This window comes from Klebsiella sp. 2-CIP_Kleb. (assembly GCF_050378715.1).
GTDB lineage: Bacteria > Pseudomonadota > Gammaproteobacteria > Enterobacterales > Enterobacteriaceae > Klebsiella > Klebsiella quasipneumoniae.
In genome coordinates, this window is record NZ_JBNRLG010000001.1 from 1,028,783 (window position 1) to 1,053,352 (window position 24,570).

At 57.2% G+C, this 24,570-nt stretch carries 24 protein-coding genes and 1 pseudogene; 9 read left to right on the forward strand and 16 right to left on the reverse strand.

Going from position 1 to position 24,570, the window contains the following annotated elements; all coding sequences use genetic code 11:
- Positions 1–2 precede the first annotated feature (2 nt).
- The 5 genes from ruvA to aspS form a co-directional block, all read right to left on the reverse strand.
- Positions 3–614 carry a Holliday junction branch migration protein RuvA gene (gene ruvA / locus ACQUTP_RS05115; RefSeq protein ID WP_002911454.1) on the reverse strand — a complete coding sequence of 204 codons (612 nt, stop codon included), beginning with the start codon at positions 612–614 and terminating at the stop codon, positions 3–5.
- A gap of 79 nt (positions 615–693) precedes the next feature.
- Entirely contained in the window at positions 694–1,215 is a 522-nt protein-coding gene (ruvC, locus tag ACQUTP_RS05120; RefSeq protein ID WP_004203412.1) for a crossover junction endodeoxyribonuclease RuvC, read from the reverse strand.
- A 34-nt stretch (positions 1,216–1,249) separates the two neighbouring features.
- A complete protein-coding gene (locus ACQUTP_RS05125; protein WP_002911459.1) occupies positions 1,250–1,990 on the reverse strand; it encodes a YebC/PmpR family DNA-binding transcriptional regulator in 741 nt (246 codons plus the stop codon).
- A 27-nt stretch (positions 1,991–2,017) separates the two neighbouring features.
- A complete protein-coding gene (nudB, locus tag ACQUTP_RS05130) occupies positions 2,018–2,461 on the reverse strand; it encodes a dihydroneopterin triphosphate diphosphatase (RefSeq protein WP_002911477.1) in 444 nt (147 codons plus the stop codon).
- Position 2,462: 1 nt separating this feature from the next.
- Complete coding sequence (gene aspS, locus ACQUTP_RS05135) at positions 2,463–4,250, reverse strand: aspartate--tRNA ligase (protein ID WP_004203416.1); 1,788 nt, start codon at positions 4,248–4,250, stop codon at positions 2,463–2,465.
- Positions 4,251–4,517: 267 nt separating this feature from the next.
- On the opposite strand from aspS, the gene ACQUTP_RS05140 reads away from it, so the two are divergent.
- The 5 genes from ACQUTP_RS05140 to cmoB are packed head-to-tail and all read left to right on the forward strand — an operon-like array spanning position 4,518 to position 8,131.
- Positions 4,518–5,084: a hydrolase gene (locus ACQUTP_RS05140; protein WP_017900220.1), complete on the forward strand. Its 567-nt coding sequence runs from the start codon at positions 4,518–4,520 to the stop codon at positions 5,082–5,084.
- On the forward strand, positions 5,081–5,899 hold the full coding sequence (locus tag ACQUTP_RS05145) for a DUF72 domain-containing protein (RefSeq protein ID WP_205426200.1): 819 nt from the start codon (positions 5,081–5,083) through the stop codon (positions 5,897–5,899). Before ACQUTP_RS05140 ends, ACQUTP_RS05145 begins: the two co-directional genes overlap by 4 nt.
- 52 nt (positions 5,900–5,951) lie before the next feature.
- A complete protein-coding gene (locus ACQUTP_RS05150; RefSeq protein ID WP_004203421.1) occupies positions 5,952–6,347 on the forward strand; it encodes an MAPEG family protein in 396 nt (131 codons plus the stop codon).
- A 39-nt stretch (positions 6,348–6,386) separates the two neighbouring features.
- Entirely contained in the window at positions 6,387–7,130 is a 744-nt protein-coding gene (gene cmoA, locus ACQUTP_RS05155; protein WP_057216066.1) for a carboxy-S-adenosyl-L-methionine synthase CmoA, read from the forward strand.
- Complete coding sequence (gene cmoB, locus ACQUTP_RS05160) at positions 7,127–8,131, forward strand: tRNA 5-methoxyuridine(34)/uridine 5-oxyacetic acid(34) synthase CmoB (protein WP_017900222.1); 1,005 nt, start codon at positions 7,127–7,129, stop codon at positions 8,129–8,131. The genes cmoA and cmoB overlap by 4 nt, the downstream gene beginning before the upstream one ends.
- Before the next feature lie 80 nt (positions 8,132–8,211).
- On the opposite strand, the gene cutC is transcribed toward cmoB, so the two are convergent.
- Entirely contained in the window at positions 8,212–8,955 is a 744-nt protein-coding gene (gene cutC / locus ACQUTP_RS05165) for a copper homeostasis protein CutC (RefSeq protein WP_080935541.1), read from the reverse strand.
- Positions 8,956–9,031: 76 nt separating this feature from the next.
- On the reverse strand, positions 9,032–9,601 hold the full coding sequence (locus ACQUTP_RS05170) for a VOC family protein (RefSeq protein ID WP_017900224.1): 570 nt from the start codon (positions 9,599–9,601) through the stop codon (positions 9,032–9,034).
- A 236-nt stretch (positions 9,602–9,837) separates the two neighbouring features.
- Between ACQUTP_RS05170 and argS the strand changes: the two genes are divergently transcribed.
- Positions 9,838–11,571, forward strand: a complete 1,734-nt coding sequence (argS, locus tag ACQUTP_RS05175) for an arginine--tRNA ligase (RefSeq protein ID WP_004203428.1) — start codon at positions 9,838–9,840, stop codon at positions 11,569–11,571.
- Positions 11,572–11,631: 60 nt separating this feature from the next.
- On the opposite strand, the gene ACQUTP_RS05180 is transcribed toward argS, so the two are convergent.
- Both ACQUTP_RS05180 and ACQUTP_RS05185 read right to left on the reverse strand, forming a co-directional pair.
- Positions 11,632–12,771, reverse strand: coding sequence for a glycoside hydrolase family 88/105 protein (locus tag ACQUTP_RS05180; protein ID WP_004203430.1), 1,140 nt, complete (start codon positions 12,769–12,771; stop codon positions 11,632–11,634).
- Between the two features lie 4 nt (positions 12,772–12,775).
- Positions 12,776–14,359 (reverse strand): MFS transporter, encoded by a 1,584-nt coding sequence (locus tag ACQUTP_RS05185; protein WP_017900226.1) that lies wholly within the window; start codon positions 14,357–14,359, stop codon positions 12,776–12,778.
- 348 nt (positions 14,360–14,707) lie between these two features.
- On the opposite strand from ACQUTP_RS05185, the gene uspC reads away from it, so the two are divergent.
- Positions 14,708–15,136: a universal stress protein UspC gene (gene uspC / locus ACQUTP_RS05190; RefSeq protein WP_004203433.1), complete on the forward strand. Its 429-nt coding sequence runs from the start codon at positions 14,708–14,710 to the stop codon at positions 15,134–15,136.
- A gap of 23 nt (positions 15,137–15,159) precedes the next feature.
- Here the strand turns inward: uspC and otsA are convergent, their stop codons facing one another.
- From otsA to ACQUTP_RS05215, 5 genes are all read right to left on the reverse strand, one after another.
- Positions 15,160–16,584 carry an alpha,alpha-trehalose-phosphate synthase gene (gene otsA / locus ACQUTP_RS05195; protein WP_004203435.1) on the reverse strand — a complete coding sequence of 475 codons (1,425 nt, stop codon included), beginning with the start codon at positions 16,582–16,584 and terminating at the stop codon, positions 15,160–15,162.
- Positions 16,559–17,347, reverse strand: a complete 789-nt coding sequence (gene otsB, locus ACQUTP_RS05200) for a trehalose-phosphatase (RefSeq protein ID WP_004203436.1) — start codon at positions 17,345–17,347, stop codon at positions 16,559–16,561. Before otsB ends, otsA begins: the two co-directional genes overlap by 26 nt.
- Positions 17,348–17,508: 161 nt before the next feature.
- Positions 17,509–18,489 carry an L-arabinose ABC transporter permease AraH gene (araH, locus tag ACQUTP_RS05205; protein WP_004203438.1) on the reverse strand — a complete coding sequence of 327 codons (981 nt, stop codon included), beginning with the start codon at positions 18,487–18,489 and terminating at the stop codon, positions 17,509–17,511.
- 14 nt (positions 18,490–18,503) lie between these two features.
- Positions 18,504–20,018, reverse strand: coding sequence for an L-arabinose ABC transporter ATP-binding protein AraG (gene araG, locus ACQUTP_RS05210; protein ID WP_205608470.1), 1,515 nt, complete (start codon positions 20,016–20,018; stop codon positions 18,504–18,506).
- Between the two features lie 60 nt (positions 20,019–20,078).
- On the reverse strand, positions 20,079–21,059 hold the full coding sequence (locus tag ACQUTP_RS05215; RefSeq protein ID WP_285755004.1) for an arabinose ABC transporter substrate-binding protein: 981 nt from the start codon (positions 21,057–21,059) through the stop codon (positions 20,079–20,081).
- Between the two features lie 892 nt (positions 21,060–21,951).
- Between ACQUTP_RS05215 and ACQUTP_RS05220 the strand changes: the two genes are divergently transcribed.
- Positions 21,952–22,461 (forward strand): non-heme ferritin-like protein, encoded by a 510-nt coding sequence (locus ACQUTP_RS05220; protein WP_032453399.1) that lies wholly within the window; start codon positions 21,952–21,954, stop codon positions 22,459–22,461.
- 160 nt (positions 22,462–22,621) lie between these two features.
- Here ACQUTP_RS05220 and ACQUTP_RS05225 read toward each other — a convergent pair.
- A pseudogene (locus ACQUTP_RS05225) lies at positions 22,622–22,699 on the reverse strand (succinate dehydrogenase); the annotation flags it as partial.
- A gap of 65 nt (positions 22,700–22,764) precedes the next feature.
- On the opposite strand from ACQUTP_RS05225, the gene ACQUTP_RS05230 reads away from it, so the two are divergent.
- Positions 22,765–24,276 (forward strand): MFS transporter, encoded by a 1,512-nt coding sequence (locus ACQUTP_RS05230; RefSeq protein ID WP_004203444.1) that lies wholly within the window; start codon positions 22,765–22,767, stop codon positions 24,274–24,276.
- 37 nt (positions 24,277–24,313) lie between these two features.
- Here ACQUTP_RS05230 and ACQUTP_RS05235 read toward each other — a convergent pair whose 3' ends face one another.
- On the reverse strand, positions 24,314–24,565 hold the full coding sequence (locus tag ACQUTP_RS05235; RefSeq protein WP_004203448.1) for a DUF2766 family protein: 252 nt from the start codon (positions 24,563–24,565) through the stop codon (positions 24,314–24,316).
- Positions 24,566–24,570: the final 5 nt, after the last annotated feature.

Sequence of the window (24,570 nt, forward strand, 5' to 3'; positions counted from 1 at the left end):
CCTCACAACGCGGCGCGCAGCGCTTCGCGGATTAGCGTTTCACTGTTGGCGTCCGGACGCGCGATCTTGCTGACCATCCGGCTGGCCTCCTGCGGTTTATAGCCCAGCGCGACCAGCGCGGCAACCGCTTCCTGCTCGGCATCGTCCGCCGTCGGGCCTGCCGGCGAGGTTAGCACCAGATCGGCCGCCGGGGTGAACAGATCGCCGTGAAGCCCTTTGAAGCGGTCTTTCATCTCGACGATCAGGCGTTCAGCGGTTTTTTTACCAATCCCCGGCAGCTTCACCAGCGAGGCGACCTCTTCCCGCTCAACGGCGTTGACGAACTGCTGCGCCGACATGCCGGAGAGGATCGCCAGCGCCAGCTTTGGCCCTACGCCGTTGGTTTTAATCAACTCTTTAAACAGGGTACGCTCCTGTTTATTGTTAAACCCATACAGCAGCTGGGCATCTTCACGCACCACAAAGTGGGTGAAGACAATCGCCTCCTGCCCGGCCTCCGGCAGCTCATAAAAGCAGGTCATTGGCATGTGCACTTCATAGCCGACGCCCGCCGTTTCCAGCAACACCAGCGGGGGTTGTTTTTCGAGAATGATGCCTCTGAGTCTGCCTATCACGTGGGGCTCCTGCGTTATGGTCTAAGTATCTGGCGGTATCATAAAAAAAGGCTGGATAGATATCCAGCCTGATTTGCGATTATCGTAAGCGCCCTCGCGCCAGATTGAGCCGGGTCTCGCTGATCTGAGCGGCATTCTGGCTGACATGGCAATGGGTGATGGCGATCGCCAGCGCATCCGCCGCATCCGCCTGCGGATTGGCAGGCAGCTTGAGCAAAGTGCGCACCATATGCTGGACCTGACTCTTTTCAGCGCTGCCAATGCCGACAACCGTCTGCTTAACCTGGCGGGCGGCGTATTCAAACACCGGTAGCGACTGATTGGTTGCCGCCACGATCGCCACCCCGCGCGCCTGCCCGAGCTTTAACGCCGAGTCGGCATTCTTGGCCATAAAGACCTGCTCAATGGCGAAAAAGTCGGGCTGGAACTGGGTGATGATCTCCGTCACCCCGGCGTAGATCAGCTTCAGGCGCGACGGCAGATCGTCCACTTTGGTGCGGATACAGCCGCTGCCAAGGTAGCTCAGCTGCCGGCCGACCTGACGGATTACGCCATAACCGGTAACGCGCGACCCCGGGTCAATGCCGAGAATAATAGCCATCACGCGCCTCCGGTGAACCGTGGATGCGGCTGCATCACAGGGTGGCTGCGACCTCGTCGGAGATCTCGCCGTTATGGTACACTTCCTGCACGTCGTCGCAGTCTTCGAGCATATCGATCAGACGCAGCAGCTTCGGCGCCGTCTCAGCATCCATATCCGCTTTGGTGGACGGGATCATCGAGACTTCAGCAGCGTCGGCTTTCAGGCCAGCAGCTTCCAGCGCGTCGCGCACGGCGCCCATCTCTTCCCATGCGGTGTAGACGTCGATCGCGCCGTCGTCATAGGTCACCACGTCTTCAGCGCCAGCTTCCAGCGCCGCTTCCATGATAGTGTCTTCATCGCCTTTCTCGAAGGAGATGACGCCTTTTTTGCTGAACAGGTAGGAGACAGAACCGTCGGTGCCGAGATTACCACCGGTTTTAGTGAAGGCGTGACGCACTTCCGCAACGGTACGGTTACGGTTGTCGGACAGACATTCCACCATCACCGCGGTGCCGCCAGGGCCATAGCCTTCGTAAATGATGGTTTCCATGTTCGCGTCTTCATCGCCGCCGACGCCGCGCGCGATGGCGCGGTTCAGAGTGTCGCGGGTCATGTTGTTAGACAGCGCTTTATCCACCGCCGCACGCAGACGCGGGTTGGACGCCGGATCGCCGCCGCCCAGACGCGCTGCGGTAACCAGTTCGCGAATGATTTTCGTAAAGATTTTACCGCGCTTGGCATCCTGTGCCGCTTTGCGGTGTTTGGTGTTGGCCCATTTACTATGACCTGCCATAAAAAACTCTCCAAAAAGCGCGCCCTTTCAGGCGGCGTTAATTACAAATTCTTCAATCGCCTGCCGGTTGCTCCACGACTTGGTCAGCGCAGCGGCTTCCGTCGCGCTGACCCAGCGGTAGGCCAGATGTTCGGTAAAGGTAATTTCCCGCTCATGAGGCAGCGCAAGACAGAACCAGAATTCCGTATTTCGCTCCACTCCCGGCGCATAGCGATGACGCAAATGAGAAAAGATCTCAAACTCCACCGTGCGCTGACAGTCGATTAAGGTCAGTTGCTCGCAGGCAACGTCAATGGCGACCTCTTCCTTTACTTCACGCGCGGCAGCCTGCAGCGCGGTCTCTCCTGCTTCCAGGCTGCCGGTGACCGACTGCCAGAACGCGGGATCGTCGCGCCGCTGCAACATCAGCACCCGTTTCGTATCTTCGGCGTAAATCACCACCAGCACCGAAACGGGCAGCTTAAATGACATATTACTTGTTCTCCAGAGACGCTTTTGCCTCTTTCTCCACAACCTGAATACCCAGTTCACCGAGCGCCGCCGGATTGGCGAAGCTTGGCGCTTCGGTCATCAGGCAGGCGGCCGCGGTGGTTTTCGGGAAAGCGATAACGTCGCGGATGTTATCGGTACCGGTCAGCAGCATGGTCAGACGGTCAAGACCGAACGCCAGGCCCGCATGCGGCGGGGTACCGTATTTCAGCGCATCGAGCAGGAAGCCGAATTTCTCACGCTGCTCTTGCTCGTTAATGCCCAGAATACCAAATACCGTCTGCTGCATGTCGCCGCGGTGGATACGCACCGAACCGCCGCCGACTTCATAACCGTTAATCACCATATCGTAGGCGTTGGCCACGGCCTCTTCCGGCGCGGCTTTCAGCTCGTCCGCCGTCATATCTTTCGGCGAGGTGAACGGATGGTGCATCGCCGTCAGGCCGCCTTCGCCGTCGTCTTCGAACATCGGGAAGTCGATCACCCACAGCGGCGCCCATTTGCTCTCGTCAGTCAGGCTCAGGTCTTTACCCAGCTTCAGACGCAGCGCGCCCAGCGCGTCGGCCACCACTTTCTTATTATCGGCGCCGAAGAAGATCATGTCTCCGTCCTGCGCACCGGTGCGGTCAAGGATCGCTTCCACGATTTCAGCGGTGAGGAATTTGGCCACCGGGCTGTTGATCCCGTCCATGCCTTTGGCACGCTCGGTCACTTTAATATAGGCCAGCCCCTTCGCGCCGTAGATCTTCACAAAGTTGCCGTATTCGTCAATCAGCTTGCGGGTCAGAGAAGCCCCGCCCGGAACGCGCAGCGCCGCCACGCGCCCTTTCGGATCGTTGGCCGGGCCGGCAAAGACCGCGAACTCCACCGATTTCAGCAGGTCGGCGACGTCCACCAGCTCCATCGGGTTACGCAGATCCGGTTTATCGGAACCGTAGCGACGTTCGGCTTCGGCGAAGGTCATGATCGGGAAATCGCCCAGGTCGACGCCTTTAATCTCCAGCCACAGCTGACGCACCATCGCTTCCATGATCTCACGCACCTGCGGCGCGGTCATAAAGGAGGTTTCCACGTCGATCTGGGTAAATTCAGGCTGACGGTCGGCACGCAGGTCTTCATCGCGGAAGCATTTGACGATCTGATAGTAGCGGTCGAAGCCGGACATCATCAGCAGCTGTTTAAACAGCTGCGGCGACTGCGGCAGCGCGTAGAATTTGCCTTTATGCACGCGGGAAGGCACGAGGTAATCGCGGGCGCCTTCCGGGGTAGCTTTGGTCAGCATCGGGGTTTCGATGTCGAGGAAGCCATGGTCATCCATAAAGCGGCGCACAAAGCTGGTGATTTTCGCGCGGGTCTTCAGACGCTGCGCCATTTCCGGACGACGCAGGTCGAGGTAGCGGTATTTCAGACGCGCTTCTTCGGTGTTGACGTGATTGGAGTCCAGCGGCAGCGATTCTGAGCGGTTAATGATCGTCAGATCGGAAGCCAGCACTTCGATAGCGCCGGTGGCCATGTCCGCGTTGATGTTTTTCTCTTCACGCGCGCGAACGGTGCCAGTGACCTGAATGCAGAACTCATTACGCAGTTCAGAGGCTAACTTCAACGCATCCGCACGATCCGGATCGAAAAACACCTGAACGATGCCTTCGCGGTCGCGCATATCGATAAAAATGAGGCTACCGAGATCGCGACGGCGGTTGACCCAACCACACAGAGTCACCTGCTGCCCAACGTGGGACTGTCGAAGCTGTCCGCAATATTCTGTACGCATGAGATATCCCTTAACTTAGCCGTCGGCGGATTGTCGTCTGCCCTGCAGGCGACGAGGTCGCAGCTTTAGCTGATGTCACAACTGAATGAAAAAAGGCGGCTATTATACTGGAAATTCTGTCGTTCGATAAGTCCGACGCACGATGTACGCTGCTTTGCTGCGCGCTTAACGTCCACACTCACATAAATTAACAAAATTTGTTACCCTTTTGCTGAAGCCGCAAAGGTATTGTAGCCGCCTGACAACAGATGAAGATACGGGGATACCATGTTAGAACTCAATGCGAAAAACACGGCGCTGGTGGTGATCGATCTGCAGGAAGGCATTCTGCCTTTCGCCGGCGGCCCACATCGGGCTGACGAGGTGGTGGCGCGCGCCGCTCGCCTGGCAGACAAATGCCGGCAACAGGGTTCGCCGGTGATCATGGTCCGCGTCGGCTGGTCGGCCGATTTCGCCGAAGCGCTGAAACAGCCTGTCGACGCTCAGGCCGGGGCGCATACGCTGCCTGAGAACTGGTGGGCCTATCCGGCCGCGCTGGGTAAACAAGAGCGCGATATCGAAGTGACCAAACGCCAGTGGGGCGCGTTCTATGGCACCGACCTTGAGCTTCAGCTGCGCCGCCGCGGTATCGACACCATTATTCTCTGCGGCATCTCCACCAACATCGGTGTCGAATCCACCGCCCGCAACGCCTGGGAGCTGGGCTTTAACCTGGTCATCGCCGAAGATGCCTGCAGCGCCGCCTCCGCCGAACAGCATCAGGGCAGCATGACGCATATTTTCCCGCGCATCGGCCGCGTGCGCAGCACCGAGGAGATCCTCGCCGCGTTATGATTTATATTGGGCTTCCCCAGTGGTCGCACCCGAAATGGGTGCGCCTTGGCATCACCAGCCTTGAAGAGTACGCCCGCCACTTCAATTGCGTCGAGGGCAACACCACCCTGTATGCGCTGCCCAAGCCGGAGATTGTCGCCCGCTGGTACGAGCAGACCCACGATGACTTCCGCTTCTGCTTTAAATTCCCGGCGACTATCTCGCACCAGGCCGCCCTGCGCCATTGCGACGATTTAAGTAGTGAATTCTTCACCCGCCTGGCGCCGCTGGCCTCGCGCATCGGCCAGTACTGGCTGCAGCTGCCGGCGACCTTTGGTCCTCGCGATCTCCCCGCGCTATGGCACTTTCTCGATGGGCTGCCGAAGGATTTCACCTACGGCGTCGAAGTTCGTCACCCCGAGTTCTTCGCCAAAGGGGAAGCGGAACAGCAGCTCAACCGCGGGCTGCACCAGCGCAACGTCAACCGCGTGATCCTCGACAGCCGCCCGGTCCACAGCGCCGCGGCCACCAGTCCGGCGATGATCGACGCGCAACAAAAGAAACCGAAGGTGCCGGTGCATGCAGTGATGACCGCCCGGCAGCCAATGGTGCGCTTTATTGGCGGCGACGATATGGTCCATAATCGGGAACTGTTTCGCGTCTGGCTGCAGACGCTGCCGAAATGGCATCAGTCGGGGACGCCGTGGCTGTTCCTCCATACCCCCGACATTGCCTACGCGCCGGCGCTGGTGGATACCCTGTGGGGCGATCTGCGCGCTGCTCTGCCGGCGCTAGGAAATGCGCCGTCGATTCCGCAGCAATCTTCTCTTTTCTGATATCCTGCTATCATATCCGGAGCCATCTGCCAGAGTTAAAGGGAGTTTTCGTATGGTCAGCGCGCTGTATGCCGTTTTAGGTGCGTTATTGTTAGTGAAGTTCTCATTTGACGTGGTGCGTTTGCGCACCCAATACCATGTAGGCTATGGCGACGGCGGCTTCAGCGAGCTGCAGGTCGCCATCCGCGTTCACGGCAATGCCGTTGAATATGTGCCGATTGGCCTCATTTTGCTGTTATTTATGGAGATGAACGGCGCCCAGACCTGGATGGTGCACGTTTGCGGCATTTTATTGATCCTCGGACGACTGATGCACTCCTGGGGTTTTCATCACCGTGTCTACCACTGGCGCCGCTCCGGCATGAGCGCCACCTGGTGCGCGTTGTTGCTGATGGTGCTGGCCAATCTCTGGTATATGCCCTGGGAGTTGGTTTTCTCCCTCCGTTAGCGCACAATACGCCGTTTTCGTTTTTTCGGGTTTAACGTTATGTCTCACCGCGATACGCTTTTTTCCGCGCCGATTGCCAGCCTCGGCGACTGGACCTTTGATGAACGGGTTGCTGAAGTCTTCCCCGATATGATCCAGCGTTCTGTGCCTGGCTACTCCAATATCATCTCGATGATCGGCATGCTGGCTGAGCGCTTCGTTCAGCCCCACACCCAGGTTTACGATCTTGGCTGTTCGCTGGGCGCCGCCACTCTTTCCGTGCGCCGCAATATTAGCCACCCGGGCTGCCGCATTATCGCCATCGATAACTCCCCGGCGATGGTGGAGCGCTGCCGTCGCCATATTGACGCCTATAAAGCACCGACGCCGGTCGAGGTGATTGAAGGAGATATCCGCGATGTGACCATTGAAAACGCCTCGCTGGTGATCCTGAACTTTACCATTCAGTTCCTTGAGCCGGGCGATCGCCAGGCGATCCTCAATAAAGTCTATCAGGGGCTGAATCCCGGCGGCGCGCTGGTGCTCTCGGAGAAATTTAGCTTCGAAGACGCCCACGTCGGCGAGCTGCTGTTCAATATGCATCATGACTTTAAGCGCGCGAACGGCTACAGCGAGCTGGAGATCAGTCAAAAACGCAGCATGCTGGAAAATGTAATGCTGACCGACTCTGTGGAAACCCATAAAAAACGCCTGCGTCAGGCTGGGTTCGAACATGCCGAACTGTGGTTCCAGTGCTTTAACTTTGGCTCGCTGGTGGCAGTAAAATCCGGGGAGCAGGCATGATCGACTTCAGTAACTTCTATCAGCTGATCGCCAAAAGCCCGCTGTCTCACTGGCTGGAGACGCTGCCTGCCCAGGTAGCCGCCTGGCAGCGCGAGGCCCTGCACGGCAAGTTTCGCGAATGGGAGCGCGCCGTTGAGTTTCTTCCGGAATTAACGCCCTGGCGTCTGGACCTCCTGCACAGCGTCACCGCCGAAAGCGAAACGCCGCTCAGCGAAGGCCATCGGCTGCGGATAGAAAATCTGCTGAAAAACCTGATGCCATGGCGCAAAGGGCCTTATTCGCTGTACGGCATCAACATCGATACCGAATGGCGCTCCGACTGGAAATGGGAGCGCGTCCTGCCGCACCTGTCCGATCTTAGCGGACGAACCATCCTCGACGTGGGCTGCGGCAGCGGCTATCACATGTGGCGGATGATCGGCGCCGGCGCGCATCTGGCGGTCGGCATCGATCCCACCCAGCTGTTCCTGTGTCAGTTTGAAGCGGTACGTAAGCTCCTCGGCAACGACCAGCGGGCGCATCTCCTGCCGCTGGGCATCGAGCAGTTGCCGGCGCTGGAGGCCTTCGACACCGTGTTCTCGATGGGCGTGCTCTACCACCGCCGCTCGCCGCTGGATCATCTGTGGCAGCTGAAAGATCAGCTGGCGCCGGGAGGTGAGCTGGTGCTGGAGACGCTGGTGGTCGAAGGGGATGAAAATACGGTGCTGGTTCCGGGCGACCGTTATGCGCAGATGCGCAACGTCTATTTTATCCCCTCGGCGGCGGCCCTGAAAATGTGGCTGGAGAAGTGCGGATTTATCGATGTGCGCATCGTCGACGCCTGCGTCACCTCGACGGAGGAGCAGCGGCGCACAGAATGGATGACCAGCGAATCGCTGGCCGATTTCCTCGACCCGCGGGATCAGCGCAAAACCGTGGAAGGCTATCCGGCGCCATTACGGGCTGTGATCATTGCCACTAAACCGGAAACCCAGCAGTCGCTGGCAAAAAAAGCGAGATAAAAAAAGGCCCCTGTTTAATGGGCAGGGGCCTGGTACGGGCAATCATCATATTGGGCGACATGATGTGCAGCAAAAACCGTTTAACTTCTGTTAGCGGAAATTATCTTTTTCATCTCCGCCACCGCTGCGCCATTCACGGCGTAGCGCCTGTATTCGTCCGCATCGGGATCGGCTGACATCGAAACGCCTGGATGACGAAAGCGCATTTCCGATGGCAACCACTGGCCTGCAGAGCTATGAACCTCTTTCACCCCCGCCTGCAGAAACAGCGGCAGGTTCGCGGCGCGCACTCCCGCACCGGCCATAATGATTGGAGTATCCCCTGCGGCAATAAGTTCCGTAATTAATGAAATACCTTTCTCCGCCGAGGATTGCTGACCGGAAGTCAGGATACGTTTAACCCCCAGCTCACCCAGCGTCTTCCAGGCCTGACGCGGGTCGGCGCACAGATCGAACGCGCGATGAAAGGTCACCGCCAGCGGCCCGGCCGCAGCCATTATTTTTTTCATCCGCGGGATATCGACCTGACCATCGACATCCAGTACGCCGGTCACCAGCCCGGGAAAGCCGAGCTCCCGCACCATGCGGATGTCGCTAAGCATCGCGGCGAACTCCTCTTCGGTATAGCAGAAGTCGCCGCCACGCGGGCGGATAATCGGATGCACCGGGAGAGTAATCGCCTCGCGGACCGAGACCAGCACCCCATAAGAGGGTGTTAATCCCCCTTCCTGCGGCGCGGCGCAGAGTTCAATACGATCGGCGCCGCTGCGCTCAGCTTCCCGGGCGCACGCCATGCTGTAACAACAAACTTCCAGTACCGCCATTCCTCACTCCCTGATCCAGACAATTTTCTTAGCATGTCATGATTTCACGCGGCAGACGCCGCGCAGCTTCACACTGTTACGTATCGGCTTGCTCGCTGGCGACGATTTGTTCAATAGACCACGGATGAAATTTGACCGTCACGCTGCCGTCGGTGACCGCCAGGGTGGGATTCGGCAGGCGCTCGTGTTCCCCTTTCGGCGAGCTGGTTTTGACAACGATCCCCGGCTGGCTGAGTCCGTCATCGGCCAGCAGCGCCAGTGCGCGGGCATTTAAGGTAGCCGGATCGCCGGGCAGGACAATTTCGATATGCTCCCAGCCTTCATGGGGATAGCGCTTTTCACCCGGCCACGGCAGCTCAACGATATGGAAGCGCCAGTGCGCCACGCAGACCGGCTCCGCCAGTTTAAACAGGCAGATAGGCCGGCCGTTGATTATATTCTCCGACAGCAGAGTGCCGCACTGCGCCAGACCGCTGCGCCAGCGCTCCGCGGTAGCGTTCTGATGACAGCGCAGGGAGATATGGTCGGCGTCGAGTCCGCCGATCTCCAGTCCCACTCGCGCAGCGAAGCGCTGCAGCGCATCGGAAAATCGCGGGAGATCCGCCGTAATATCGGCCAGTTGTTCAATCTGCTGCCAGTTCGCCATGGGTTTGCTCGTCAATTAGGTTCGTCAATAATAAAAAGGCTAATCTACCGTGTTTCCGGCCGCGGACCAACCACCACCCTGCCGATGCGTGACTGACCGGCGATGGATTGCCCACGCCGCCGGGCCGCGCGCGATGCTGACGGACGGGGACAAATGCAGTATACTCCCGCCCTAATTTGTCCACATTCCGGCGCCGCCTCCCTCGGGGGCTGGCGCATTACACGTAAGGTATTCCGGTGAATATTCAGGCTCTTCTCTCAGAAAAAGTCAGCCAGGCCCTGATCGCGGCAGGCGCGCCTGCCGATTGCGAACCTCAGGTCCGCCAGTCAGCAAAAGTTCAGTTCGGTGACTATCAGGCCAACGGCGTGATGGCTGTCGCCAAAAAACTGGGCATGGCGCCGCGACAACTTGCAGAGCAGGTACTGTCTCATCTTGACCTCAACGGCATTGCCAGCAAGGTTGAAATCGCCGGGCCGGGCTTTATCAATATTTTCCTTGACCCCGCGTTCCTGGCGGACAACGTCAACCGCGCGCTGCAGTCCGAACGCCTGGGCGTCGCCACGCCGCAGGTACAGACCATCGTCGTCGACTACTCGGCGCCGAACGTGGCGAAAGAGATGCACGTCGGCCATCTGCGTTCGACCATCATTGGCGATGCCTCGGTCCGTACCCTGGAGTTTCTTGGCCATAAGGTGATCCGCGCCAACCACGTCGGCGACTGGGGCACCCAGTTCGGCATGCTGATCGCGTATCTGGAAAAACAGCAGCAGGAAAACGCCGGTGAGATGGCCCTGGCCGACCTCGAAGGTTTCTATCGCGAAGCGAAAAAACACTACGACGAAGACGAAGCCTTCGCCGAGCGCGCGCGCAGCTACGTGGTTAAGCTGCAGGGCGGCGATGAGTACTTCCTGCAGATGTGGCGTAAGCTGGTCGACATCACCATGTCGCAGAACCAGATCACCTACGATCGCCTGAATGTGACGCTGACCCGCGATGACGTGATGGGCGAAAGCCTGTACAACCCGATGCTGCCGGGGATCGTCGCCGATCTGAAAGCCAAAGGGCTGGCCGTTGAGAGCGAAGGCGCCACCGTGGTGTTCCTTGATGAGTATAAAAACAAGGAAGGCGAACCGATGGGCGTCATCATCCAGAAAAAGGATGGCGGCTACCTCTATACCACCACCGATATCGCCTGTGCGAAGTATCGCTATGAAACGCTGCACGCCGACCGCGTGCTCTACTACATCGACTCCCGTCAGCACCAGCACCTGATGCAGGCGTGGACCATCGTGCGCAAGGCAGGCTATGTGCCGGACTCCGTGCCGCTGGAGCACCATATGTTCGGCATGATGCTGGGTAAAGACGGCAAGCCGTTTAAAACCCGCGCCGGCGGCACCGTGAAGCTGGCGGATCTGCTGGACGAAGCGCTGGAGCGCGCGCGTCGCCTGGTGGCCGAGAAGAACCCGGAGATGTCCGCTGATGAGCTGGAAAATCTGGCGAAAGTGGTGGGTATCGGCGCGGTGAAATATGCCGACCTGTCGAAAAACCGCACCACCGACTACGTTTTCGACTGGGATAATATGCTGGCGTTCGAAGGCAACACCGCGCCGTATATGCAGTATGCCTATACCCGCGTGCTCTCCGTGTTCCGTAAAGCCGGCATTGATGAAAACGCCCTCACCGACGCGCCGGTGGTAATTGCGGAAGATCGCGAAGCCCAGCTGGCCGCGCGCCTGCTGCAGTTTGAAGAGACCCTCTCCGTGGTCGCTCGCGAAGGGACGCCGCACGTGATGTGCGCCTACCTCTACGATCTGGCGGGCCTGTTCTCCGGTTTCTACGAGCACTGCCCGATCCTCAGCGCGGAGAGCGAAGCGACCCGCAACAGCCGCCTGAAGCTGGCGCTGCTGACGGCGAAAACCCTCAAGCTGGGTCTTGATACCCTCGGTATCGAAACCGTCGAGCGTATGTAAAACCAACCCGGCGAAAGCCGGGTTAATTTTTTCAGGCGCCGCGCCAGCGGGCTCTCTTGCTCAGAAATACTTGCGCAGATACTCGGTCAGACAGAGGATCGCCATCGCCTGGCCGTAGGGCATCGAGGTGAGTGGGATCTGGCGATAGAAATCGAGGTCTGACCCCATTCCGGTGCCAAAGGAAGTCTGCAGCAGCTCCCCCTGCGGCGATATATTCTGCACAATTCCGCGAATCGCTTTTTCTGCCACCCCGGCATAGTGCTGCCCGACATATCGCTTGCGCACCGCTTTAAGTATGCCGTAGGCAAAGCCGGCGGTCGCCGAAGCCTCAGGATAAGAGTGCGGGTCGTCCAGCAGGGTATGCCACAGGCCGCTGTCATCCTGGCATTTCGCTAAAGCGGCAATTTGCGCGTTCAGCACCTCGGTCAGATAGCGCCGTACCGCATTCCCTTCTGGAAGATCCACTAACTCAAGAAAATCCGGGATCACCATGGTTAGCCAGCTGTTGCCCCGTGCCCAGCGCGCCCGGGCAAAGTTATGCCGACCGTCATAGCTCCAGCCGTGAAACCACAGTCCGGTTTCCCGGTCCATCAGGTTTTGCACATGAAGCAGGAACTGATAGGTCGCCTCCTCCACATAATGCGGACGGTGAAGCAGCTTGCCTATTTTGGCTAACGGCAACACGGTCATCATCAGCGTGTCATCCCACATTTGCTGGTGGTTCTCTTCCGCCAGGGTGATGTGCTGCATACCGCCCTGCTCGGTACGCGGCATCTCATACATCGCCCACTCCGCCCAGCTCTCCAGCCACGGCAGATACGCCTTACATCCGGTCTCTTCAAAGCGATAAGCCAGGGTCAGAAACGGCGCCATGGTGTTGACGTTTTTGGTCGTGGCCCCCTCGGCGAAGCGGTCGGCAAACCAGCGGTCGATGATATCGCGCATCTCGATATCGCCGGTTTGCTGATAATACTGATAGATGCCGTACAGTCCGACGCCGTGGGTCCACTCCCAGCCGGCCCAGCCTTTGGTATCAATAACGCGCCCGTCATCCAGGCGCAGTAAAAATTGCCCGCTCTCATCCTTAATATTCACCAGGTTTTGCGTCACATTGCGGATCAGCGCCTGCAGTTCGCTGCGGGCGATAAAACGCTCAGGCTGACAGAGTAATGGGCTATGTTTGACCGGCCAAACTTTCATGTTGTTAACCTCGGGTATATGTCGAATTCAAAGCGCCGCCCTGGGTGAGCGCCGGGGCAGCAGGTTTATGACGATTCAGATAGCCAATATTGTTATTCCCCCACAGGCAGTCGTAGGGCATCCCCGCCAGCATCTCGACCACCGCGCGGTGTTCCGCACTGGTCAGCTCCGGCCGGGCGTGACCGCTTTCGCGCATTCTGAGGGTTTCGCTGCGCAGGACGCTGTGGGTGTGCAGATTGAGTTTGAAGCGCAGTGAAACGAGGAAGCCGCAGGCTAACACCACCAATGTACCGACGCTGAGGATCAGCAGAATGGTATGGCTGACCCCTTCAGGCTGTATTTTTTGCCCGGAGACAAACCCCGACAGTTGCATAATGATGCCCACCAGCATCACCGCCCCCGCCTGCGAGGCTTTGCGGGTCAGGGTCATGATGCCGGCAAAAATCCCCTCCCGGCGCTGGCCGGTGATCGCTTCGTCGACGTCGGCAATATAGGTGTAGGTATTCCACGGCACGTAGTTAATCCCGCCGCGTCCCAGTCCGGCGACAGCAGAGATGAGCAACAATAATGAATAGACGTCGCTCAGTCCGGCGTAATAGAGCAGCGCATAGGAGAGCGAACTCAGGCCAAAGAGGACCACCACCATGCGGTACGACGGCGCGGGGCCAAAGCGAATGCACAGCGGGATCATGGCGATCACGGCAATAAACTGGAAAATCGCCATCGTCCCCAGCAGATTCGAGGCGACAGAAGCTTCCTGCATCAGAACAAAGACCACGTAGTAGGTAAACACGGCATTGAAGACGTCCTGGGCGATATAGCCCCCCAGATACATGCCGAGGTGCTGGCGGAAAATTTTTATCCGCAGCGTAGAGCTCAGCTCAATCACCAGGCGATTGAGGCTCTGGGCGAGAGTGAGGTTCTGTTTTTCCGCTTCCGCCCGCAGCGCCGCCTCTGACCAGGCCTCACGCGGCCGCTCCCAGGTGAAACACCAGACGAAGGTCAGCATCACCGCGCACAGGACCGAGAACACCAGACTGGCATAAAAGAACGAGCTGGCATTGTCTTTGCCGAGCCAGGTAAGGAGGATCCCCGGCAGAAAGGAGGCTAAAATCGCCGACATTTGCGCCATTGAGATGCGCGCGCCGGAGAATTTGGTTTTCTGTTTAAAGTCATCGGTCATCTCCGGCACCAGCGTCTCGTAGGGCACCAGAATCATGGTGTAGACCATATCAAACAGCAGATAGGTGACCAGGTAGTACCAGAATCCCATCTCGCCGACCCACATCGCCGAGTAGCTGAATACGCAGGGGATGCCGAGCAGAATAAAGAATTTTCTGCGGCCGAAGCGCTTGCCGAGCCAGGTGGTGCCGAAGTTATCGGTGAGAAAGCCCATCAGCGGGCTCACCACCGCATCCAGTACGCGGGCGGAAGCGAATATAAGCGTGGCTTCTATCGGGGAGAGTCCGCAGAAGGTGGTGTAAAAGTAGAGCAGCCATGCGGCGGTTAGCGCCGTGGTGCCGGCGCCGAGAAAATCGCCCGCGCCGTAGGCCAGGTAGTTAGCCAGTCCAATCTTTCGTGTTTTCATCGCCGTGATCCTGTGTCTTTTTTTAAGAGAACGCCGACAATCTTTCCGGATTTGCCACCGGAAGGGAGTGGGTACCTGGCTACACTAAAAGCAGTGAAACGACGTTACCTTTGTGTTTTTGCCACGGAAGAACCGCCGATGGCAAAATGACAAAGAGACGATGTCTCAACTTCACTCATTTATAAAACAGCATTTCTTTTAAATAAAAAATTAGGTTCATTTATGTGATCTTGTCGGGGAAACACGGACTGGCGAAGAGCGTCGCAAATCACGGGAGCGGCCCTTGCGTAGCAGGGTAAACAGGAGTAAAGAAAGAAAGGGTTATTCCGCGTATCTCAAGGAGGCCAGATGCCTTATTCACATCTGCTGGTTGCCGTCGCGCCAACGCCGGAGAGTCAGGTATTAATTAAAAAAGCGGTGTCAATTGCCCGCCCCGTGAACGCGAAAGTGAGCTTTATCACCCTCGCCACGGATCCGGAGCTGTATAACCAGTTCGCCGCGCCGATGATGGAAAATCTGCGCGAGGTGATGCAGGAAGAGACGCGTGATTTTCTCAACGAGCTGGCGCGTCACGCGGACTACCCGATAGAAAAAATGACCATCGCCTGCGGCGAACTGGGCCATCATATTAAGGACTTCTGCCGGTCACACCAGGTCGATCTGGTGATCTGCGGCAATCATAATCATTCCCTTTTTTCGCGCGCCACCTGCTCGGCGAAAAATATCGTCGGCAGCTGCGGCGTCGATGTCCTGCTGGTTTCCCTTGAAAAGGGCTAACGCCGGTTAGCCCTTTTCCTGAACTAGGCCAGTTTAGGGAACGTGGCTATCTTCCCCCGCAGGCGGCTCTCCTCGCTGCGCGGCGAAATATGCTGCAGATCGTCGACAAAGCGCGCCTGCCAGTTATGAATATCATTCTCTCTGATCACATCCAGCATCGCGGAATGACGGGCAATACGTTCCGCCAGCGGCATGCTTAGGGCGCGATCCAGCGCGGCAGCAACCTCGTCGCGATCGTAGGGATTGACGATCAGGGCGCTGTTCAGCTCTTGCGCCGCGCCGGCAAACTGCGACAGGACCAGTACGCCAGGGTTATCCGGATCTTGCGCCGCCACGTATTCCTTCGCCACCAGGTTCATGCCATCGCGCAGCGGCGTCACCAGCCCAACGTCAGAGTAGCGGAAGACCTTCATCAGCAGCTTACGGTCAAAATGCTGGTTCAGATAGTAAAGCGGAGTCCAGCCAAGCTGGCCGAACTGGCCATTGATGCGTCCGGCTGCGGTTTCCAGCTGGTGGCGGATATCCTGATAGGCCTGCACATCGCCGCGGGACGTCGGCGCGATCTGGGTATAACGGATCTTACCGTGATGCTGAGGATACTTTTCGAGCAGCGTCTCATAGGCGAGGAACCGCTCCGGCAACCCTTTCGAGTAGTCAAGGCGCTCCACTGAGAAGATATTCTTCACGTTTTTGAGCTCGTTTTTCAGCTGGACCAGCTTCGGCGGCAGCGGACCTTTGGCGTTGCGCGTAATCTCGTCCGGATCGATCCCTATCGGATAAACCTCGGTGCTAAACGCTTTACCCCACGCCTGATAGCGTTTGTCTCCGAGGTCGGAGAGTCGGGTCTGCATGGCAATGCTGTCGAGAAAGGCGGTTCTGTCGCTTTCAGTCTGGAAGCCCAACAGATCGTAGTCGCACAGTTGCTCCAGCAGCTCAGCGTGCGGCGGTAGCGCATTAAAAATCTCCGGCGTCGGGAAAGGAATATGCAAGAAGAAGCCGATGCGGTTGTTGACCCCGCGCTTGCGCAGTTCGCTGGCGAAGGGCAGCAGATGGTAATCATGGATCCACAACGTATCATCTGGCTCGATCAGCGGTAGAAGCTTGTCCGCCAGCATGGCGTTAACTCGCTGATATCCCTCCCAGGCTTCGCGCTGGAAGCTGACCAGATCAAGACGATAGTGGAAGGCCGGCCACAGCACGGCGTTAGAGAACTGGTTGTAGTATTCATCATGGTCACGTTCGTTAAGGTTGAACGATGCCCATGAAATATTTCCTCGGGAGACCTGCTTCAGCGGCTGCTGGTCATCGCCAATTTCGCCGCTCCAGCCAAACCACAGACCCCCTGCCGCTTTCAGTGCCCCCAGGATGCCGACGGCCAGACCGCCAGCGCTCGATTTTTTATCGTCCGGTAAGGCGATACGGTTAGAGACTACGACTAAACGACTCATGGTCATCCCTCCTTTCGGTTTGCGCGTCATACGCCAGATGTTGCAACCACGTCCTTACGGCGGCGGCATCCGCCAACCGCCAGTGCGCCTGAGTTTCCCCGGCGCCAACTTTTATCGACATTCCCTGCAGTTGATTCACCACGCTGAATCCCGCCTCGTCGGTCAAATCATCGCCGACAAAAACCGGTTCGCGACCGGCAAACGGCGCTTCCTGCATGAAGGCAGTGATCGCCTCCCCTTTGTTGACACCGCGGGGTTTAATCTCCACCACGCACTTGCCAAGCTGCAGCGCCAGCAGCGGGTAGCGCTGAACAATGCGCTGCGCCAGCTCCAGCACCGCGGTCTGCTGCTGCGGGGCCTGACGGTAGTGCAGCGCGAAGGCCATCTCTTTACTCTCCAGCTCGCACCCGGGGAGCGCCTGCAGTGCCGAGCTCAGCTCAGCCGCGATTTCATCCCGCAGGGCCGACGGCAGAGAGACAATATAGGTTTTACCATTGATATCACGGCGCTCGGCCCCGTGAACGCCGGCCAGCGGTAGCCGCCAGGGATGGGTCAGCGCGTCAAGTTCAGCCATTGAGCGCCCTGAAATCAATGCCACCGCCCCGCCCTGCTGCCGGGCCAGCGCGTTGAGCGCCTGCAGCGTGTTGTCGGGTATCACCACCTGATCGGGGTGCGGCTGGATATCGGCAAGAGTACCGTCGAGGTCAAAGAAAAAAGCGTAGTTTCCGGTTAGCGCAGGCGGTACAGATATCTGGTTATCCACCCTGTTTCCTCCTTATCATGGCCAGCCGAAGCTGGTTGTTAATTATATGTTAGCCATGTAAGTATAGACAGTGTGACCAACCTCGCCATTTTTGATAGATACCGCCAGCGAAACGGGCGCTGGCGGCAATTACTCTGTAGACTTAAAAGTTATGCCTGAAATCAGGCCGCACGTTTGGCTTTTTGTTTGTAACGGTCAAAGATCACCGCCGCCAGCAGGATGACCCCGCGCACGACGTATTGCGAGAACGGCGAGATGTTAAGCAGGTTCATCGCATTTTCCACGGTCCCGAGGATCAGGATCCCGGCCACCACGTAGGAGATCTTGCCGATCCCGCCCTTCAGCGACACCCCGCCCAGCACACAGGCCGAAATAACAATCAGCTCATAGCCAATCGAAGTCATCGGCTGGCCGCTTGTCATTCGCGACGCCAGGATAATCCCCGCCGCGGCCGACACCAGACCGGAGAGCACAAAGATAATAATCTTGGTGCGCACCACCGGAACACCGGCCAGACGCGCCGCCTCTTCATTGCCGCCTATAGCCAGCGTATTACGGCCAAAGGTGGTTTTGTTTAGTAATAATCCGAAAACCACCAGGCAAGCGACCGTCAGCCAGATCGGTGCCGGCAGACCAAACCAGTTGGCGTAACCGAGGGTGAAGAAGCGCTCATCTTCGATCCCCACCGCTTTACCGTCGGAGATAATGTAGGCCAGGCCGCGGACAATCTGCATAGTGGCCAGCGTGGTGATCAGGGCGTTTATCTTCAGACGGGCAATGACAAAGCCGTTGACCAGGCCACTGACCGCCCCCAGCAGCAGACCGGCGGCAATCCCCAGCCACAGGCTTTCGCTCAGGTTAATCACCACCGCGGTAGTGACCCCGGCACAGGCGATAACCGACGCCACCGACAGGTCGAAATCGCCGGAGGCCAGGCAGAAGAGCATGCCGCAGGCCACCATCCCGGACATCGAGATCGCCAGCCCCAACCCCTTCATGTTGACGAATGAGGCAAAGTTAGGCACAAAAATTACGCAGCCGATAAACAGCACCGCAAACACCACCAACATGCCAAACTGATCCCAGATACGGGCGAAGCTAAAGGCAGAGCGGGTAGCGCCGGACGTAGTCACTGATGACATCATTTACTCCTTACTCAGGCGACAGCCTGACTCACTTTTGGCATCGCAAGGCTTAACGCCTGCTGTTCATTGGCTTCTTCATGCAGCAGTTCGCCGGCGACTTGCCCTTCACGCATCACCACGATGCGGTCGGCGACGCCCAGCACTTCCGGCAGGTCGCTGGAGGCAAATACCACGGCGACACCGGTGGCGGCGAGGCCATATATCACGTTGTAAATTTCATGTTTGGCGCCGACATCGATGCCGCGGGTGGGCTCATCAAGCAGGATCACCTTCATCTCTTCCGACAGCCAGCGGCCAAGGATCGCTTTCTGCTGGTTGCCGCCAGACAGGTTCATGATCAGCTGTTCCGGGCCCGGCGTTTTAATGTTCAGCGACTGGATATGCTGATCGGCGTTGTCCGCCTCCCAGGCGTTGTTGATCAGGCAGCCGGCGTGGATATGCTTGCGCCGGGCGCTGATATTGATATTGTCGCGCACGGAGTGAACCGGAATAATCCCCTCCGCTTTACGATCTTCCGGACACAGCATCATCCCGGCCTGGATGGCCTGGGCCGGTTTGCGGATGTCGACGGGCTGGCCATCGATATACACCTGACCGCCGGTGATCCGCGTCCCGCCGAACAGACCTTTCATCAGTTCGCTGCGCCCGGCGCCCACCAGCCCGAACAGGCCGACGATTTCGCCACTGCGCACCGAGAGGCTGACCGGCGTGCGCACGCCCGGGGCTTTGACCTCCTCCAGACGCAGCCGCTCTTCGCCATAGGGACGAGGTTTCCAGCCGTAAATATCACCCAGATTGCGCCCGACCATCGCCTGGACCAGCGCGTCGTGGCTGACGCTCGACATATCGTCAAAGGTGCAGACGTAGCGACCATCCTTAAAGACGGTGATGGCATCGCTGAGGGCAAAAATTTCTTCCATCCGGTGTGAGACATAGATGATGACCCGCCCCTCCTCCCGTAGCTCGCGGATAACGCGAAACAGATTGTCGATCTCCCGGGCGGAGAGCGAGCTGGTCGGTTCATCGAAGGCGATAATCTTGGCATTACGCGCCAGCGCTTTGGCAATCTCCACCATCTGCCACTGGCCTATAGAGAGATACTTCAGCGGCGTCTCCGGGTCGATATCCAGCCCCAGATGCTCCAGCTGCAGACGGGCCTCATAGTTGAGCAGCGAGCGGTTGACGATGCCGCCTTTGTGCGGCAGCTGGCCAAGATAGATATTTTCGGCGACGGTCATCTCCGGGATCAGATGCAGCTCCTGATAGATAATCGCCACGCCGGCGTTGAGCGCCGCCATCGTATTAGTGAACGCCATCTGCTGGCCGCCGATCTGCAGGTGGCCAGCGGTGGGGGTGTAGTTACCGCTGAGAATTTTCAACAGCGTCGATTTGCCTGCGCCATTTTCGCCCATCAGCGCGTGGATCTGTCCTGGGTAGCAGTCAAAACTGATATCGGACAAGGCCTTTACGCCAGGGAACGTCATGGTGATGCCGCGAAATGAGAGATAAGGGGTAGACTGTTGCATAACGACTCCGCTCTTCTGCACTCAGCCCCCGCCGCGGCGGGGGCCAGTTCAACCGGGCTGTTACAGCCCTTTTTTCGCCAGCTCTTCTTTGAAGTTATCGCGGGTAATCAGCACCACATCGGTCACCGCAGTGAACTTCGGCGGCTCAACGCCCTTGGTAACCCAGTTGTAGAGCATTTCACTGGTTTTATAGCCATGGATGTCCGGGCTTGGCAGCAGGGAGCCATAGAAGCCGGTCGGCTGCGCCTTCGACAGTTCGTTGACGGCATCCACGCCGTTGATGCCAATACCAATCACATCCGGCGCTTTAAAGCCCTGCCCTTCTGTGGCACGCACGCCGCCAAGCACAGTGTTATCGTTCATCCCAACGATCAGCCAGTGTTTCACCTGCGGGTGCTGGACCAGCATTGAGTTACCGGCGTCAAACGCCCCCGGGATATCGTTAGATTTTGTCGGAACGCGGTAGATTTGCGCTTCCGGGAAGCCGGCCGCCTTCATGGCATCGATGGAGCCGGTGGTGCGACGACGGGCGGTGTCCAGCTCATCGGCGGTGATGGCCATCACCGCAGTGTCTTTGACATCCCAGCCGCGTTTCTGCATTTCTTTATACAGCTCCTGTCCCTGGCGGGCGCCAATTTCGCTGGCCGCCATCATCACCAGCGGCACGCTCTCCATCGGTTTACCTTTGGCGTTGACGAACTGGTCATCGACGGTAATCACCTTCATGTCATAGCCGCGTGCTTTAGCGACTATCGCCGAGCCGAGCTTAGGATCGGGGGTACAGATGACAAAGCCCTTCGCGCCGCTGGCCGCCAGGCTATCGATGGCGTTCAGGGTTTTCTCACCATCCGGTACCGCTATTTTAATGACATCAAAGCCTAAATCTTTTCCTGCTTTATCAGCAAATTTCCACTCGGTCTGGAACCATGGCTCTTCCGGCTGTTTCACCAGAAAACCCAATTTAAGGTTTTCCGCCATAGCTGATTGTGACATAACCGCTGCGAGACCAATGGCCGCCAGCGCTTTAGTAAATTTGTGCATGGTAAACTCCAGCTTTAATTCGCTTTCATGTAGGGAAAAATCGGAATTAACTTTTTTATCAGCATCAAAACAAGGCATTAGAAAAATCGCATCCCCTACTGCCGTTGTTAGAGTAGTAATACCCGGAAATTATTTCTCCATACGAGAGCATTATCACATCGCGGAATTACAGTAATTGCGTACATAGATTTAGCAAAAAAAGACATAAAAAAAGACATAATTGTCATACAATTTAACCAGTGAATAGCAGGATCATCTATACCACCAGCAGGCTTATCCTTGTGATGTCAGTGGGTGTTTAACAGAGGGTTACGGCACTGTTATAACCAGCGGCTAAGGGGGTCGCAGCGGCGGTCGACTGCCCGCCGGCGCTGTTGAGCAACGGACGCGCGCCGCCAGTCCAGCGTCGGCCGTTTTATATCGCGATAAAACGGATCTTTTGCGTAATTTATTCCGAATTGATAAAAGATATTCCCGCTGCATAGAAAAGCCTGCAACAAAAAATAAAAATAATTATCATCACAACGAAACATTGCCCTCTGAAATAACTTATAGCTTTGAGTTATACGATGAATCTCGTAGTCAAATATCTATAACTTATACCTGACACACCGCACCCACGCCCCAGCCTGAGCCGCAATCCCACTGCATGTCGTCATGCAGGAATAATGGTGTAACAAAACGTAAATTATCCATCTTGAGAGTTTTCTTAATCGCATTCAGCGAGTATTCTTAAATTGTCGGCAAGTGGAAAAATTACCCGACTCATACGGAATGTGTAGAGTTTTATTATTCTGCAACAGTGCAGCGCGTCACTCTTTTATCCTGTTGTTTGCTCCAGGAACCGTTGACGCGCACCAGTAACCCCTTCCCGGTTAATAAGGATATTTTTATGGCAGTTCCAGGAATGGCACAAAAGCTAAACACCCAGATGAACCTTGAGTTCCACGCCTCTAACGTTTACCTGAACTTAAGCGAGTGGTGTGCCCGGCATCGCTTCGACGGCGCCGCGACATTTCTGCGCAACCGCGCGCAATGCAGCATCACCCTCACCATGCGCGTATTTGACTATCTGAAAAAAGCCGGCAGCTGGCCGATAGTCAATCCCGACCGCGCCTGTAATCCCGAATGTACCTCGCTGGAAGATCTCTTTACCCAAACCCTGGTCGATTACCGCCAGCGGAGCAGTATGCTGAGCGGTCTCGCCGAGGAAGCCAAAGCGCAGAGCGATGACAACACCTGGCGTTTTCTGACCCGCCTGGCGGAAGAGCAGCAGCAGGATGGGCTGCTGCTGCAAAGCGTGCTCGAGGAAATTCGCAATGCCGACAAAGCCGGGATAGGTATGGAACAGACCGATCGCCGTCTGATGGCCCTCGTCGGCGCGTCACAGAAACCCCACTAATCAGACGCGCCGGGCCTTTCTCGCCCGGTCAGGGGGAGCGCGTTCGCGCTGCCCCGCCCTGTTTATTAATCCGTTCTTGCTATTCTCCCCTGCTATTTATTCCTCAAACGAATAAAAAAGTTTTAACTCGATCCCATTCCCTCGTCACCGTTACCCCTTAGGGGGGATTAGTGAGCGCGGTCACTTTTTGTTGAGTCATAAAGAAATATAAAAACACTGTTTCAAAAATATAAAACACGAGGTTTATTTTTTATGGCTAGATACACGGCTTCAGCCTCTGAAGGGCTGCAGGGAAGACCGATCTTGTTACGCCATCAGTTAGCCTACGGCGGCGGTAACCTGTTAGGGAGTGGCGCACTGGCGATAAGCGGAGCATGGCTACTCTATTTTTATACGACCTTTTGCGGCCTGACGCTGATCGAGGCCTCATTTATCTTCTCCGTCGCCAGCATCATCGACGCCATCAGCAACCCGCTGATGGGCTATCTGACGGATAATTTTGGCAAAACGCGGTTAGGCAAGCGCTTTGGCCGTCGGCGCTTCTTTTTGCTGATCGGCATTCCTCTGATGCTGTTCTACCCGCTGCTATGGGTAGAGGGCCTGAGTTTCTGGTACTACCTGTGTACCTATGTGGTGTTTGAGATCATCTATACCTCCATCATGGTGCCCTATGAGACGCTGGCGACAGAGATGACCGATGATTTCTCGCTACGCTCAAAGCTCACCGGCTATAAAGCCATCTTCGGCAAGCTGGCCAACTTCCTCGCCGCGTTTATTCCCGGACAGTTCATTCTGCTGTACGGCAAAGATTCCGCCACCCCTTTCTTCCTCACCGGGCTGACCTATGGCGCGATCCTGATCGTCGCGATTACCTGCCTGTGGCTGTGCAGCTGGGAGCGCGAGCGTGCGGAAGCCGTGGATACCAGCGCGAAAAAGGGGCTGCTGAGCACCCTGCTGTCGCTGGCGAAAGACATGCGTTCCACCTTTTATCTGCGCGTGTTCCGCAAACATCTCGGTATGTACCTGTGCGGGTTTGGCGCGGAATGGCTGTTTGCCTCCATCTTCACCTATTTCGTGATATTCGTTCTGCAGCACGATCCGGCAATGGTGGCCGGGCTGAACAGCCTGAACTCGATTCTGCAGCTGATCTCCACCGCGCTGTTTATCGGCCTGTGTGTGAAAAAGGGCTTTAGCAAACCCTATATCCTCGCGCTGGGGATCGTGATTTTCGCAGTCCTGCTGTATACCTCGCTGTGGTTCTTCCATCTGCCGTCAGGCCTGGCGACAGTGCTGATGTTCGGTATTACCGTGCTGTTCGGCCTGGGGACCGGCGGGGTTTACTATATTCCCTGGACCGTTTACACCTTCCTCGCCGATGTCGACGAAATCTACACCGGACGCCGCCGGGAAGGCATCTATGCTGGCGCCATGACCTTCTCAGGGAAAATTCTGCGCTCGATTGTGGTGTTTTCGATGGGGGCCATCCTGAGCTTTTACGGTTTCCAGTCAAAAGCGCACAGCCAACCGGAAAGCGCCGTGACCGCCATCGCGGTGGTATTCTGCGTCGGTGTCGTCGCCTTAGCCCTGGCCGCCATCGTCTTCAGTAAGCAGATGAAACTGGACCGTAAAGCCCATCTGGTGGTTCTGCAGGAAGTCGCGCGGATTAAAGCTGGCGGTAAAATCAGTGATATTGCGCCGGAGGTGCGGGCAATCGTTGAGGATCTGGTTGGCCATCGCTACGAAGAGTGCTGGGGCAACAGCAAATTGTTTAAAACCGCTGAGCCTGCGCCAGTGCAGACCGTGGTTTCTCATTAAAGAAAAAGGCCCCGGCGGTAATCCGCGGGGCCGGTTATTAATGCGTTTCTTCCTGCGGGGTAAACTTCAGCTCAATCAGGGCAATCGCTTTTTGCACCGCGCGAAGCGTCACCGGGTCGGCAGAAGCCGGGTGACTGGCGAAGTCGATGGCTTTCAGCTGACTGGTCATTTTTTCACGCACTTCCACCGGCGCGATGACGTCAATCACGTCGAGGATCTGCTTGATAACCAGCTGGCAGGCAACCACATCGGAAACCAGCTCGTCGTGTTCGGTAAGATGTTGAGACATTAATT